This is a genomic window from Conexibacter sp. CPCC 205762 (assembly GCF_030646155.1).
Classification (GTDB): domain Bacteria; phylum Actinomycetota; class Thermoleophilia; order Solirubrobacterales; family Solirubrobacteraceae; genus Conexibacter.
In genome coordinates this window covers 1-12853 of record NZ_JAUTDN010000024.1, presented here as the reverse complement: position 1 = coordinate 12853, position 12853 = coordinate 1, and the positions used below count along the sequence as shown (strand labels likewise).

The window sequence follows — 12853 nt, the reverse complement described above, 5'->3', positions numbered from 1 at the left end:
TCAAGCACGTGTCCGTTCAACGCTCCGCTGCTGACCGCCTGCTGTTCGGCGTCTGCGCCGGCATCGCTCGCAGCACCGGCGCGGACGTGCTGCTGGTCCGCCTGGCGGTCACGGCGCTGCTGGTCGTGACCGGCGGGGTCGGCCTCGTCGCCTACGCGGCGCTCGTCGTGCTGCTGCCGGCCGAGCCGGGGCCGATCACGCCGTGGTCGCAACGATCGCGCACGACGCCGGCCCTGCTGCTCGTGTTCGGCGCCGTGCTGTACGCGCTCGGGCTCCACGTCGTGACCCCGCCGTTGAGCGTGCTGGTCCCGGCGGCGCTGCTGACCGCCGGCGTCGTGCTGGTGTGGCGCGAGACGACGCGTGCGCGGGAGGCCGGCACGCGGCTGGAGCGGGTCGAGCTGCTGCGGCTCGGCGCGGGCCTGGCGCTGCTGGTCGGCGGCGCGGTCTCGTTCCTGACCGACAGCGGCAAGCTGGCCGAGCTGTCGAGCGCGCTGATCGCCGCCGCCGTCGTCTCCGCCGGGCTGGGGCTGATCGTCGGCCCGCAGCTCGCGCAGGCGCGCGCGGAAGCCGACACGGAGCGGCGCCTGCGCATCCGCGCCGACGAGCGGGCCGACGTCGCCGCACGGCTGCACGACTCGGTGCTGCAGACGCTCGCGCTGATCCAGCGCGAGGAGGACCCGCGCCGCGCGCAGTCGCTGGCGCGCCGCCAGGAGCGCGAGCTGCGCGGCTGGCTCTACGGCGGTGAGGCGCCGGGCGACGCCGCCACGCTCGCGAGCGCGCTGCGCACGGCGACCGCCGAGGTCGAGGAGCACTACGGCATCGAGGTCGACCTCGTGCAGCCGTCCGATGACGTGCTCGACGAGGGCCTGGCCGCGCTGGCCGCCGCCGCGCGCGAGGCGATGACCAACGCCGGGCGCCACGCCGGCGTCGAGGCGATCTCGGTCCTGGCGCGCGTGACCGACGACGAGGCCTCGATCTACGTGCGCGACGCCGGCCGCGGCTTCGACCCCGCCGACGTGGCCGTCGACCGCAAGGGCGTGCGCGAGTCGATCGTCGGCCGGATGGAGCGCTGCGGCGGGCGAGCCGTCGTCGTCAGCGCGCCCGGCGCCGGCACGGAGGTGGAACTGGTGCTGCCGCGAACAGGAAGCTGACCGCCATGGCATATCCGCTGCGCAAGGTCGTCATCGTCGACGACCACACGATCTTCCGGGCCGGCCTGCGCGCCGGCCTCGGCCCGACGATTCAGGTCGTCGGCGAGGCCGGCACCGTCGAGGAGGCGATCCCGCTGGTCCGCGCCGCGGACCCGGACGTCGTCCTGCTCGACGTGCACCTGCCTGACGGCGGCGGCGACGCCGTGATCGCGCCCGTCCACGCCGAGCGGCCGGGCGTGCGCTTCCTCGCGCTGTCGGTCTCCGACTCGCCCGAGGACATCCTCGCCACGATCCGCGCCGGCGCCCGCGGCTACGTGACGAAGTCGATCACCCCCGAGAGACTCGTCGCGGCGATCCACCGCGTCGCCGACGGCGACGCGGTCTTCTCGCCGTGGCTGGCCGGCTTCGTGCTCGACGCCTTCAGCGGCAGATCGGCCACCGCCGATCCGGCCGCGCGGATCGACCCCGAGCGCGACTCGCTGACCGCGCGCGAGCAGGACGTCCTGCTGCTGATCGCCCGCGGCTACACCAACAGACAGGTCGCCGAGCGGCTGCACCTGTCGATCAAGACGATCGAGACCCACGTCTCCAATGTGCTGCGCAAGCTGCAGCTGACCAACCGCAACGCGCTCACCCGCTGGGCCGCGCAGCGGAGAATGATCTAGCCCCCTCAGGGTCCACTCAGGGCAGTCACCGATGGTCGGCGGCGCGATCCCGTTGGAGGCTGGAGCGCATGAGCTCTCCCCTTCGCATCGCCCTCGTGTCGCCGTACTCGTGGAGCTATCCGGGCGGCGTGAACCGGCACGTGGAGGCGCTGGCCGGGCAGTATCTCGCCCGCGGGCACGAGGTCCGCGTGCTGGCGCCGTTCGACCCAGACGACCGCCGCTCGGCGCGCCGGCACGGCGGCGCCCGTCCGCTCGCCGGTGAGCTGCCGGATCACGTCGTGTCGCTCGGGCGCACCGTCGGTCTGCCCGCCAACGGCGCGATCTCCAACCTCGCGCTGACGCCCGCCGCCGTCGCCGTCGCGCGCCGCGAGCTGCGCAGCGGCGGATACGACGTCGTCCACCTGCACGAGCCGGTCGCGCCGGCCGTCTGCTGGGACGCGCTGCTGTCGACCGACATTCCGCTCGTGGGCACCTTCCACACCCACTCCGAGCGCGCGGTCCCGCACGGGCTGGCCGCGGCGGCCGGCGCGCGGCGGCGGATGAACCGCCTGGCCGTGCGCGTCGCGGTCTCCGAGGCGGCCGCCTGGACCGGGCGCCGCTTCTGGGGCGGGCGCTACCGCGTGATCCCCAACGGCGTCGACCTGCTCCCGCCGGCGCCGCGCGCGCCGCGGGCGGCGGGCAGGCCGCTGCGGATCGCCTTCGTCGGGCAGCCGGTGGAGCGCAAGGGGCTGCCGGTCCTGCTGCGCGCCTTCGCGACGCTGCGCGAGCAGGTTCCCGCGCAGCTGACGCTGGTCGGCGTGCGACCCGAAGACGCCGCGCTGGTGCTGGCCGACCTGCGCGGGATCGAGGCCCTGGGCCAGGTCGACGACGCCCGCAAGCAACAGGTGCTGCAGGCGGCTGACGTGCTGTGCGCGCCCTCGCTCGGCGGCGAGTCGTTCGGGATGGTCCTGACCGAGGCGTTCGCGGCCGGCACCCCGGTCATCGCCTCCGACATCGCCGGCTACCGCGACGTCGTCGATCACGAGGTCGACGGCCTGCTGATCCCGCGCAACGACGCCGTCGCGCTGGCCGAGACGCTCCGCGCGCTCGCCGCCGACCCGGCCCGCGAGCAGGCGCTCAGCCGCAACGCGGCGCACGCCGCCGAGCGCTTCGCGTGGCCGAGGATCGCCGATCGCCTGCTGGACGCCTATGGCGACGCGATCGCCGCTCCTGAACCGGAGGGGACGCTGCGCAAGCTCGGTCAGAAGCACGGCCTCGTGCCCGCCGACGGCCAGCCGCGCGTGCCCGCCCGGCGGCTGCCCAGTCTCGAGCCGGCGCCGGCCCGGCCGCCGCGCCAGCAGCCCCAGCCCCGCCAGCCCCGCCGCCTGCCGGGGATCGCCCGGCGCGGGGCGATCGTGGCTGCCGCCGCGGCCGGCATCGGCCTGTCATGGCGAGCGCTGAGGCACGTCGGGGTCGGCCCGCTCACCGACGCGCTGTCGCGCTCGTCACCGGCGTGGGTGATCGCGGGCCTGGCGCTGATGTGCCTGTCGATCGTCGTGCGCTCCGTGGCCTGGCGGGCGATCCTGCGCGCCGCGCTGCCGTCCGCGCGCGTCGGGCGCCGCGACGTCCTGGGCGGCACGTCGGTCGGCGTGCTGCTGTCCGCGACGCTGCCCGCCCGCCTCGGCGAGCCCGCCCGTGCGCTCGTGGTGTCGCGGCGGATCGGCGGGCTCCAGCGCGACGTGCTCCCCACCGTCGCCGGCACGATCGTCTCCCAGGCGCTGCTGAACGTCCTCGCGCTCATCCTGCTGGGTGTCGTGATGGCCGCCTCGCTCGGCAGCTCCGGCGACCACGGCGGCGTGCTGGTCGCCCTCGCCGTCGCGCCGCTGGCGCTGGCGGCCGCCGTGCTGCTCGCCCCGGCGCTGCTGCGTGCAGGCGCGCGATCGCGACGCGCGCGCAGCGTCGAGGCGAGGCTCCGCGCCGCGATGACGCGCGTGCGCGACGGCCTGCGGGTGTTCCGCAACCCACGGCTGGGCGCGAAGGCCGCGGCGATGCAGCTGCTGGCCTGGGCGATCCAGTGGAGCTCCTGCTACCTGCTGCTGGTGGCGCTCGGTCTCGACGCCGACGCCGGCGCGGCCGCCGCCGCGGGCGTCCTGTTCGCCGTCAACGTCACCGCCGCCGTGCCGATCACCCCGTCGAACCTCGGCGTCTTCCAGGCCGCCTGCGTCGCCGTCCTCAGCGGCGGCTACGGCATCTCCTACGCCGACGCGCTCGCCTACGGGATCGTCCTGCAGGCCGTCGAGCTGGCGACCGCCTTCCTGCTCGGCGTTCCGGCGCTGATCGCGACGGGGCTGTCGTGGAGCGACGTGCGCCGAGCCGGTGGCGGATCAGCCGGTGAAGGAGGGGCGTCTGGCGGGAGCCGGGGCGGGGCGGGTGGTGGGCGTTCTTCTCTGCGCTGCTCTGAGGCGCGGGAGCAGGAGCGTCACCTGCTTGCGGGTCGTGACGGTGCTGCCGTCGCGCAGGCGGGTGTCGAGCGTGAGGACGGTGCGGAGCGTGCGCACGCCCTTGGCCTGCTGCTGCTTGACGAACCGTGCCGGCAGCGTGACCGTGAGGGTCTTCGTCTGACGTGCGGCGAGGCGGATGCCGCGGAGGCGGATCAGCACCGTCGTCTTGGCCGCGACGGCACGTGACGTGGACCCGCTGACGGTCAGCGTTCCGCTGACGCTGCAGGGCTGGCCGGAGGGGCAGGCGAGCGGCAGGACGATCGCGCCGGTCCGTGCGACCGGGATCGTGCTCGCCGCGCGCGGGGCGAAGACCGCGCCTCTGGGGGCGGGGACGGCCGGCGGAGTCGTCGGCTGGACCGGCGCCGGCGACGGGGCCGGCGTCGGGACGGTCCCAGGAGCCGGCGACGGGGCCGGTCTCGGGTCGGTCGACGGGTTCGGCTCGGGATCGGTCGGGTCGGGGTCCGGATCCGGGTCGACCGAGACCGGCAGCCCGACCGCGCTCAGCGCCACGGTCAGCGGCTCGTCGTCGGTGGGGATCGTGAGCGTCGCGCTCGCAGGCCCCGGCGTGGCGGGGGCGAACGCGACGGTGACGGTGCAGGTCTCGCCGGCGCGCAGCTTCGCGTCGCTGCACGTGTCGCCGCTGACCGCGAAGGCGGCGTCGCCGGTCGCGGCCGTGCCGACGTGGAGCGCCGCGGTGCCGGCCGAGCTGACCGTGAACGTCTGCGCGGCGCCGCTCGTGCCGACGGTCGCCTCGCCGAGGTTCTGCGCGCTGCCCGGGGTGACGGCGCCGTCGCTGAGCGCGTCGTTGCGCAGCAGCGACAGCCCTGCGGTGCCGCCGAAGTTGACGACCGCGAGGTCGTCGCGCCCGTCGCCGTCGGCGTCGGCGGTCGCGATCCCGGCGTGGGACGGCCCGGTTCTCCGCTCCTCGGCGGCGGCGAACGTGCCGTCGCCGTTGCCGAGCATGACGGCGGTGCCGTAGCCGATGCCGGCGACGACCGCGACGTCGGCGCGGCCGTCGGCGTCGAAGTCGCCGGTGGTGACGTACGCGGCCATCTCGCTGACGATCGGCGTGCCGGGGACCAGCGTGCCGTGGCCGTCGTTGAGGAGCGGCAGCACGGCGCCGTCGAACCCGCCGCCCGCGGCCACGGCGTCGACGTCACCGTCGCCGTCGAGGTCCGCGACGGCGACGCTGTTGTAGGCGCGGCCGGTCGGCACCGTGCCGGCGAGCGAGAAGCCGCCGTGACCGTCGCCTCTGAGCACCGCGACCTCTCTGGTGGCGGTCGACCGCTGCGCGACCAGGTCGAGGTGCCCGTCACCGTCGACGTCCGCAGGTTGCAGCTGGCGCGTGTCGAGCGCGAGCGGCCCGCCCGGCGCGGGCGTGAAGCCGCCGGCGCCGTCGCCGAGGAAGACGGTCAGCGTGTTGGCGACGATGCTGGAGACGGCGACGTCCGGGTCGCCGTCCTCGTCGAAGTCGGCGATCGTCGCCTCCCCGGCGCGCTGGCCGGCGGTGAGCGACGGCGCCGCCGCGAACCCGGTCGGGCTGGAAAGGAAGATCTGGACCTGGTCGCTGTCGGCGCCCGCGCCGGCGGTGTCGTTGGGCACCACCAGATCGGCGCGCCCGTCGTGGTTGAGGTCGCCGGCCGCGATCGCGTGCACCGAGCCGCCGAACGTCAGCGCCCCGCCGAAGCCCGCCGTGAAGCCGCCGTGCCCGTCGCCGAGCAGCACGGTCGCCGTTCTTCTGACGCCCTGCGAGACGATGACGTCGATCGCGCCGTCGCCGTCGAAGTCCCCAGGGGTCACAGAGCTCGCGTTGGCGATCGGATACGACGTCTCGGTGAACGGCACCGCGGCGGCGGCGGGCGCCGCGGCGGTCACGAAGACGGCGGCGGCGAGCAGGGTGGAGCGACGGGCGACGGACATGTCCGGAATGGTCGGCGGCTGCGCGCGCGGCTTGACCCCTGGCGCGGGCCGGTGTCCGAGCGCATGCCACCGACACCACCCGCGTCCCCGGCCGATCGTTATGAATTATCGCGCGATCAGCGGAGCCGTTCCACGATCGGGAGGCAAAAGTCAAGGCGGGGGCGCATCCCGCAGGAACGGGCAAAGAGGTGGGAAATGCAGTGAAAAGTCAAGGTCATCTCGTGCGCCTGAATTGTCCGATCGCCGCGGATGACGGTGCTAAGGTGAAGCGCCGCTGAGCGCCCTCGTGGCCGCCGCGCCTTGTCCTCCCGTCTCTGAAGGGATCTCCATGTCGCCCTCTGCGACCGCTGCCGCGGTCGATCCTCACCATGCCCGTCGCTGGCTGATCCTCGGCGTGCTCGGCGTCGTGCAGCTGATGCTCGTGCTCGACGCGACGATCATCAACATCGCGCTCCCCTCCGCGCAGGCCGACCTCGGCTTCTCGACCGAGAGCCGCCAGTGGGTGATCACCGCCTACGCGCTCGCGTTCGGCTCGCTGCTGCTGCTCGGCGGTCGTCTCGGCGACCTGATCGGCCGCAAGCGGCTGTTCGTGATCGGCCTGCTCGGCTTCGCGGGCGCCTCGGCGCTCGGCGGCGCGGCGGGCAGCTTCGGCGTGCTCGTCGTCGCGCGCGCCCTGCAGGGCCTCGTCGCCGCGCTGGTGGCGCCGGCCGCCCTGTCGCTCGTCGCGACGACCTTCACCGACCCGCGCGAGCGCGGCACGGCGTTCGGCGTCTTCGCCGCGATCTCAGGCATCGGCGCAGGCGTCGGGCTGCTGCTCGGCGGCGTGCTCACGCAATACCTGTCGTGGCGCTGGTGCCTCTACGTCAACCTGCTCTTCGCCGTCCCGGCCGCGCTCGGCGGCCTGGCGCTGCTGCACGGCGAGCGCGCCCACCGCCACGGCGAGCAGCCGCGCCTCGACGTGCCCGGCGCGCTCACCGTCACCGCCGGCCTGTTCGCGCTCGTCTTCGGCTTCTCCAACGCGGAGAGCCACGGCTGGGGCGACGCGGTCACGCTCGCGATGCTGGCCGCGTCGGTCGTGCTGCTCGTGCTGTTCGCCGGGCTCCAGCAGCGCGTCGCGCAGCCGCTGCTGCCGCTGCGCGTGCTGCTGGAGCGCAACCGCGGCGGCGCCTACCTCGCGCTCGGGATCGGCGCGATCGCGATCTTCGTCGTCTCGCTCTTCCTGACGTACTACATGCAGCAGGTGCTCGACTTCTCACCGGTCCAGACCGGCTTCGCCTTCATGCCGATGAACGTCGCGATCATGACCGGCGTCGGCGGCGCGACCGCGCTGCTGCAGCGGATCGGCCCGCGCGTGACGCTCGGCGCGGGGCTGGCGCTGACCGCCGTCTCGATGGCGCTCTTCGCCCAGCTGGAGGCGGACTCCGGCTACGCGACCGGCGTCCTGCCGGGGCTGATCGTGATGGGGATCGGCTTCGGGCTGGTCTACGGCGGCGGCATGACGACGGCGACGCTCGAGGTCGCGCACCGTGACGCCAGCGTCGGCTCGGCGATGGTCAACGTCAGCCAGCAGGTCGGCGGCTCGATCGGCACCGCGCTGCTGTCGACGATCTTCGCCAGCGCCGTCCGCGACCACATCGCCGCCAACGCCTCAGCCGGCGTGCCGAACCTCGAGCTGGCCGCGACGATCCACGGCTACGCGACCGCCTTCTGGTGGACCGCCGCGATCCTCGCCGCCGGCACGATCGCCTGCGGCCTGCTGCTGCGCACCCGCATCCTCGCCGCGCCCGATCCCGACGCCGTCCCCGTGATCGCCCACTGAGCGCGCGCCTCAGCCCTTCGCGTGCAGGGTGATCTGGTAGCCGTCGGGATCGGCGAACGCGAAGGTCCGCCCGAACGGCCCGTCGAAGGGCTCGGTCACGATCGTGACCCCGTCCGCGGCGAGCGCGTCGTGGATCTGCTGCGCCTCAGGTGCGTGCATCCACACCGCGACGCCCTCGCCGGGCTGCTTGACGGCGTCCAGGTCGACGCCGGGCAGCAGATCGCGAACGGCGAACGCGATCGGCTTGGTGTCGAAGACGACCGCGTGGGGCGGGCCCGCGGGGTTGCGCACCAAGCCGAGGTACTGCTCGTAGAACGCGGCCGAGCGGCCCAGATCGCGGACTTGAAGGGAGATGAAGTCGGGTCCGGTGACAGGCATCAGAGGCTCCTTGGAAAGCGGTTCACGCCGTCAAGACTACGTCAAGACCTTGACAGTTGTCAAGGTCTTGACGTATCGCGCGACCTCGCGCCGCCGGCCCTATGCCCGCTCGCCGAGTGCTGCGGTGCACCGCTCCAGGTCGTCATGCAGCCGCCGCCGCTCCGCCGCCCCCAAGCCCGACAGCATCCGCTCCTCCACCGCCACGACGGCCGCCGACGCGGCGACGATGACCCGCTGCCCCTCAGGCGTCAGCGAATAGCGCTGAACGCGCCCGCTGCCGACGGCGCTGACGAGCCCGGCCTCCTGCAGGCCGCCGAGCAGCTGGTGCATCGCCTGGCGGGTCACGAACACGCCCCGGGCCAGGTCCGCGTTGGAGATCTCCGGCCGCGCACTGAGGATCTCCAGGCACGAGTACTGCGGCACGCTCAGCCCAAGCGACCGCAACGAGGCCTCCATCGCCGTCCGCAGCGCCGTCGCGGTCCGCTTCAACGCGTAGCCGATCGAGCTGTCGACATCCACTCGCTTCACGTCAAGATCTTGACACAGATCCGGACGACGCCGACGCGCCGGTGACCGGACCGCACGTCGGGTCGCCGGGATCGCGCCGGCGTGGCAGGATGGCGGGCGTGACCGGCCGTTCGATCGCGCTCTTCGTCGCCGCCGCGCTGGCTGAGATCGGCGGCGCCTACCTCGTCTGGATCGGGATCAAGGAGCACAAGGGGCCGCTCGTGGTCGCGCTCGGCGTCGTCGCGCTCGGGCTCTACGGCGTCGTCGCCGCGCTGCAGCCGAGCAACGAGTTCGGCCGCGTGCTGGCCGCCTACGGCGGCGTCTTCATCGTCGGCTCGCTGCTGTGGGGCGTCGCCTTCGACGGCTTCCACCCGGACCGCGCCGACCTGATCGGCGCCATGATCTGCCTGCTCGGCGTCGGCGTCATCATGTACGCCCGCTGAGCGGCGGCTTTGTCGCCGCCCTCGCGCACGAGCCGTCTCAGACGCGGCCCGCCTGCTCGCGCGCGCACAGCGCGGCGAGGTCGATCGCGAGCCCGCGGGTCGCGCGGCCATGGGTGCGCGCGGAGGTGACGACACGGACGTCGTCGACGCGCGCGATCGCGATGCGGTGGCGCAGAAGCCGCTCGGCGAAGGCGTCGTCCTCGAGCGCGTCGCGCGGCTCGAGCCCGCCCACCCGCGCGTAGGTCGACGCGGCGAGGCCGATCGAGGCGCCGCCGAAATGGTGGTGCTGCGCCTGCGGGTCGCGACGGCGGACACGCTCCAGCCGTTTCTCGGCCAGCGCGGCGCGCTGCGTGAGCACGTGCCCCGGCAGCAGGCCCGCCTCGACCGGGTCGAGCTCGATCCGCCCGGCGACGGCGCCGGCGCCGCGCGCCAGATGCACGAGCTGGCGGGCGATCCAGTCGGGTGCGACGCGGCTGTCGGCATCGGTCGTCGCGAGCAGGCCGTGCGGCACGCCTGCTTCGTGAAGCCGCTGCGCGGCGGCATCCATCGCGATCCGGCGGGCGGGGCCGGAGCCGGCACCCGGCCCCTCCTGCACGTGCAGCCGCAGTCCGTGACGCGCGGCCGCGGCCGACGCGACCGGACCGGTGTCGTCGCTGCAGGCGTCGAGCACGAGCACGGCCTCGATCGGTCCGGGCGCGCGCTGCGCCGCGAGCGCCTCGATGCAGGCGCCGATCCGCTCGCGCTCGTTGCGCGCGGGGATCGCGACGCAGGCGACCGGCGCGTCGGCCGCGACCAGCTCGCGAGCGCTCATCGGACCGTCAGCACGTCGAGCAGGTAGTCGCCCTCGTCAGCCGCGACGTGTGACCTCAGCCACGGCTGCGCGCGCAGCGCGGCATGCACGAGGTAGGCGCTCAGCGGCCGCTCGGGCCCCTGCGGCGCCCAGTGGACGGCGACCAGCCGCGCGCCGCGGGGCATCCGGGCGCGCAGCGCCGCGAGCGTCGCGGTCAACTGCGGCACGGTCAGGTAGTAGAGGACCTCGGAGGCGACGACCAGTTCGAACGACGCGTGCGGGAGGTCGTCGGGGATCGCGCCGAGCAGCACGTCGACGGGCAGACCGGTGACGCGGACGCGGGCGCGCTCGACCGCGGTCGCGCTGACGTCGATCGTCGTCAGCCGCCGGCAGCGCGGCGCCAGCAGCGCGCTGAACTCGCCGATCGAGCCGCCCAGCTCCAGCGCGTGCTCGAACGGCCCGCGGCCGCAGGCCCGCAGCGTGGCGGCGTACTTCGCGCGCTCGTACGGACTGCTGCGGTAGCGCCACGGGTCGCGCTCGGCGCGGTAGCGCGCCTCGAAGTCGGCTGCCCGCATGCGCGCGCCGCCGCCGGGTCGCGGCGGCCAGTTGCGCGCGGACGCAGACGCGGACGCGGGCAGGCTCACAGCGTCTCCAGCGTGTCGAGCGCGACGGCCCCAGCCCGCGCGACGATCGGATCGAGCCGGTGCTGGAGCAGGAACAGCTCGAGGTCGCGGCGAGCGCGGTCGAGCGCACCGCCGGACGCGAACGGACGGGAGCCGCAGGCGCGCGCGGCGACCTCCAGCAGCTCCCGCGCCGCCGCCGCGATCGCGTGACGACCAAGCGCCGAGAGGCGCGCGAGCTCGTCCGGCGCGCCGCGCTCCATCGCCGCCGCGGCGGCGTCGACCCACAGCTCGATCGTCTGCCGCGCGGCGAGCAGCTGCCCGGCGGCGAGCGCCTCCAGCTCGCCGCGTCTCGTGCGTGCCGCGAGCTGCTCCAGCGCCGCGACGGCGGCCGTGTCGGCGATGCCGGCCCAGCTGGCGGCGGTGCGCAGCGCGTCGCGTCCGAACCAGGGTTGGAGCGCCAGCTCTCCCGGACCGCCGAAGCGGGCCAGCACCGCCGTGTCGTGGAAGACGACGCGGTGGCTGACGGAGGCGCGCATGCCGGCGCCGCGGAACCAGCGTTCGTCGACCTCGACCTCGCCGGGGCGCGTCAGATCGACCCATGCGGCGACCGGCGGCCCCGCCGGATCGTCCTGCTCGCGTGCGAGCACGAGCGCCCGCTGCAGCCCGCCCGCTCCGGAGCAGAAGGTCCGCACCCCGCGCAGCCGCGCGACGATCCCGTCCGCCGCGTCACCCGCGCGCGCTGGCATGAGCTGCGCCGGCGGCCCTTCGCCCGGCAGCGGCTCGCCGCCCCAGACGCCCGCGAGCAGGCGCCCGCCGGCGACGAGCGCCAGCTCGCGCTCGCGCAGCGCGCCCTCGCCGTGGACGGCAAGCCGCTCGACCGCGTTGAGATGCCCGTCGAAGATCCGCCCGACCGACCCGTCGGCCGCCGCGACCGCGCGCACGAGCCGCAGCTCCTGCGCCGCCGCCGGCCGCTCCGGCCCGACCGTCGCATTCACTGCGAGCGCGCCGCAGTCGCGCAACAGCGCGAACGCATCTGCCGGGAACGGCGGCACCGCCGCCCGCTCCCGCTCGTCCGCCCCCGCGGCGATCCGCGCGAGCGCCGCGTCAAACCCTGGCAGCTCGCCCGGCGTCGGTGCCGCCGCAGCGCTCATGCGTCGAACCTCGGCAGCATGCCCGGCGTCGATGCCCCTGCGGCGCCCACGCGTCGCACCTCGGCAGCACGCTCGGCGTCGATGCGGCTGGCGGCGTTCACGTCGCGATCATCAGGGTGCAGCGGCGTCCCGTCCGGCCCCAGCGGCATCAGCGCGAGCCCGAGCGCGCGTGCGCGCTCGGCGGCGCGCGCGACGAACGCGACCGTCTGCTCGCAGCCGTCGCGGCAGGCGCCGGGGCCGAGCCCGTCGTGGCAGAGCACGACCGACCCGGCATGGAGACGCGGGCCGATCGCCGCGTCGATCGCGGCGGCCGAGTCGCCCCGCCAGTCGTGCGTGTCGTGCGTCCAGCCGACGAGCGTCAGTCCGCGCGCGGCGGCCAGCTCGCCGCTCCACGGCGCGCAGTCACCCCACGGCGTCCGCCACAGCTGCGGTCGAACCCCGAGCGCCTCGAGCCGCGTCAGCGCCCGGTCGGTGTCGGCGGCGACCCAGCCGCGGCTGCGCTCGCCGTGACGGATGTGCTCGTCGCAGTGCAGCTCGACGCCGTGGCCGGCCGCGACCATCCGCTCGACCAGCGCCGGCTCCGCCAGGGCGCGCGGGGCGATCACGAAGAACGTGGCGCGGCCCCCGCAGGCGTCCAACGCGTCGAGCACGCGCGCTGTCCAGCGCGGATCGGGCCCGTCGTCGAAGGTGAGCGTCAGTGCGGTCATCGCGCCCCAACCGCTACCCCGCAATGGCGTTCCCTAGTCAGATCGCTCGCTGGGCGGCAGTCGGGCTGCCGTGCTCTGGGCGTCTCGCGCGCGCCTGGAGCGTGGGGCTTAAACGTGTGCAGCCCCGGCCACAGTGTGGTCGGGGCTGCAAAGAAGGAACCGGCGGCGTCCTACTCTCCCAGGCCCTTGCGGGCCAAGTACCATCGGCGCTGAGAGGCT

General features: G+C 74.9%; 11 protein-coding genes and 1 pseudogene. 5 read left to right on the top strand and 7 right to left on the bottom strand.

What is annotated here, in order from left to right; genetic code table 11:
* Nucleotides 1-8: 8 nt before the first annotated feature.
* The 3 genes from Q7L73_RS17760 to Q7L73_RS17750 all read left to right on the top strand — a co-directional run bounded on the left by Q7L73_RS17760 (nucleotide 9) and on the right by Q7L73_RS17750 (nucleotide 4482).
* Nucleotides 9-1151, top strand: coding sequence for an ATP-binding protein (locus tag Q7L73_RS17760; protein ID WP_304691067.1), 1143 nt, complete (start codon nucleotides 9-11; stop codon nucleotides 1149-1151).
* A gap of 5 nt (nucleotides 1152-1156) precedes the next feature.
* Entirely contained in the window at nucleotides 1157-1816 is a 660-nt protein-coding gene (locus Q7L73_RS17755; protein WP_304691066.1) for a response regulator transcription factor, read from the top strand.
* Nucleotides 1817-1884: 68 nt separating this feature from the next.
* Nucleotides 1885-4482 carry a lysylphosphatidylglycerol synthase domain-containing protein gene (locus tag Q7L73_RS17750; protein ID WP_370552397.1) on the top strand — a complete coding sequence of 866 codons (2598 nt, stop codon included), beginning with the start codon at nucleotides 1885-1887 and terminating at the stop codon, nucleotides 4480-4482.
* A 348-nt stretch (nucleotides 4483-4830) separates the two neighbouring features.
* Here the strand turns inward: Q7L73_RS17750 and Q7L73_RS17745 are convergent.
* Nucleotides 4831-6216: pseudogene (locus Q7L73_RS17745) on the bottom strand (FG-GAP-like repeat-containing protein); the annotation flags it as partial.
* Between the two features lie 328 nt (nucleotides 6217-6544).
* On the opposite strand from Q7L73_RS17745, the gene Q7L73_RS17740 reads away from it, so the two are divergent.
* A complete protein-coding gene (locus Q7L73_RS17740; RefSeq protein WP_304691064.1) occupies nucleotides 6545-8035 on the top strand; it encodes an MFS transporter in 1491 nt (496 codons plus the stop codon).
* A 9-nt stretch (nucleotides 8036-8044) separates the two neighbouring features.
* Here the strand turns inward: Q7L73_RS17740 and Q7L73_RS17735 are convergent, their stop codons facing one another.
* Nucleotides 8045-8413, bottom strand: coding sequence for a VOC family protein (locus tag Q7L73_RS17735; protein ID WP_304691063.1), 369 nt, complete (start codon nucleotides 8411-8413; stop codon nucleotides 8045-8047).
* 99 nt (nucleotides 8414-8512) lie between these two features.
* A complete protein-coding gene (locus Q7L73_RS17730) occupies nucleotides 8513-8932 on the bottom strand; it encodes a MarR family winged helix-turn-helix transcriptional regulator (RefSeq protein ID WP_304691062.1) in 420 nt (139 codons plus the stop codon).
* 107 nt (nucleotides 8933-9039) lie between these two features.
* On the opposite strand from Q7L73_RS17730, the gene Q7L73_RS17725 reads away from it, so the two are divergent.
* Nucleotides 9040-9363: a YnfA family protein gene (locus tag Q7L73_RS17725; RefSeq protein ID WP_304691061.1), complete on the top strand. Its 324-nt coding sequence runs from the start codon at nucleotides 9040-9042 to the stop codon at nucleotides 9361-9363.
* A gap of 37 nt (nucleotides 9364-9400) precedes the next feature.
* Here Q7L73_RS17725 and Q7L73_RS17720 read toward each other — a convergent pair whose 3' ends face one another.
* The 4 genes from Q7L73_RS17720 to Q7L73_RS17705 all read right to left on the bottom strand — a co-directional run bounded on the left by Q7L73_RS17720 (nucleotide 9401) and on the right by Q7L73_RS17705 (nucleotide 12634).
* Complete coding sequence (locus Q7L73_RS17720; RefSeq protein ID WP_304691060.1) at nucleotides 9401-10174, bottom strand: glycosyltransferase family 2 protein; 774 nt, start codon at nucleotides 10172-10174, stop codon at nucleotides 9401-9403.
* A complete protein-coding gene (locus Q7L73_RS17715; protein ID WP_304691059.1) occupies nucleotides 10171-10728 on the bottom strand; it encodes an SAM-dependent methyltransferase in 558 nt (185 codons plus the stop codon). The genes Q7L73_RS17720 and Q7L73_RS17715 overlap by 4 nt, the downstream gene beginning before the upstream one ends.
* 65 nt (nucleotides 10729-10793) lie before the next feature.
* On the bottom strand, nucleotides 10794-11927 hold the full coding sequence (locus Q7L73_RS17710; protein ID WP_304691058.1) for a hypothetical protein: 1134 nt from the start codon (nucleotides 11925-11927) through the stop codon (nucleotides 10794-10796).
* Nucleotides 11924-12634: a polysaccharide deacetylase family protein gene (locus Q7L73_RS17705; RefSeq protein ID WP_304691057.1), complete on the bottom strand. Its 711-nt coding sequence runs from the start codon at nucleotides 12632-12634 to the stop codon at nucleotides 11924-11926. Before Q7L73_RS17705 ends, Q7L73_RS17710 begins: the two co-directional genes overlap by 4 nt.
* Nucleotides 12635-12853: the final 219 nt, after the last annotated feature.

What these genes read in the sequence shown, in the direction of transcription:
- Q7L73_RS17720 (WP_304691060.1), bottom strand. Translation starts at nt 10,174, where the DNA reads ATGAGCGCTCGCGAGCTGGTCGCGGCCGACGCGCCGGTCGCCTGCGTC.
- Q7L73_RS17750 (WP_370552397.1), top strand. Translation starts at nt 1,885, where the DNA reads ATGAGCTCTCCCCTTCGCATCGCCCTCGTGTCGCCGTACTCGTGGAGC.
- Q7L73_RS17710 (WP_304691058.1), bottom strand. Translation starts at nt 11,927, where the DNA reads ATGAGCGCTGCGGCGGCACCGACGCCGGGCGAGCTGCCAGGGTTTGAC.
- Q7L73_RS17705 (WP_304691057.1), bottom strand. Translation starts at nt 12,634, where the DNA reads ATGACCGCACTGACGCTCACCTTCGACGACGGGCCCGATCCGCGCTGG.
- Q7L73_RS17740 (WP_304691064.1), top strand. Translation starts at nt 6,545, where the DNA reads ATGTCGCCCTCTGCGACCGCTGCCGCGGTCGATCCTCACCATGCCCGT.
- Q7L73_RS17715 (WP_304691059.1), bottom strand. Translation starts at nt 10,728, where the DNA reads ATGCGGGCAGCCGACTTCGAGGCGCGCTACCGCGCCGAGCGCGACCCG.
- Q7L73_RS17755 (WP_304691066.1), top strand. Translation starts at nt 1,157, where the DNA reads ATGGCATATCCGCTGCGCAAGGTCGTCATCGTCGACGACCACACGATC.
- Q7L73_RS17735 (WP_304691063.1), bottom strand. Translation starts at nt 8,413, where the DNA reads ATGCCTGTCACCGGACCCGACTTCATCTCCCTTCAAGTCCGCGATCTG.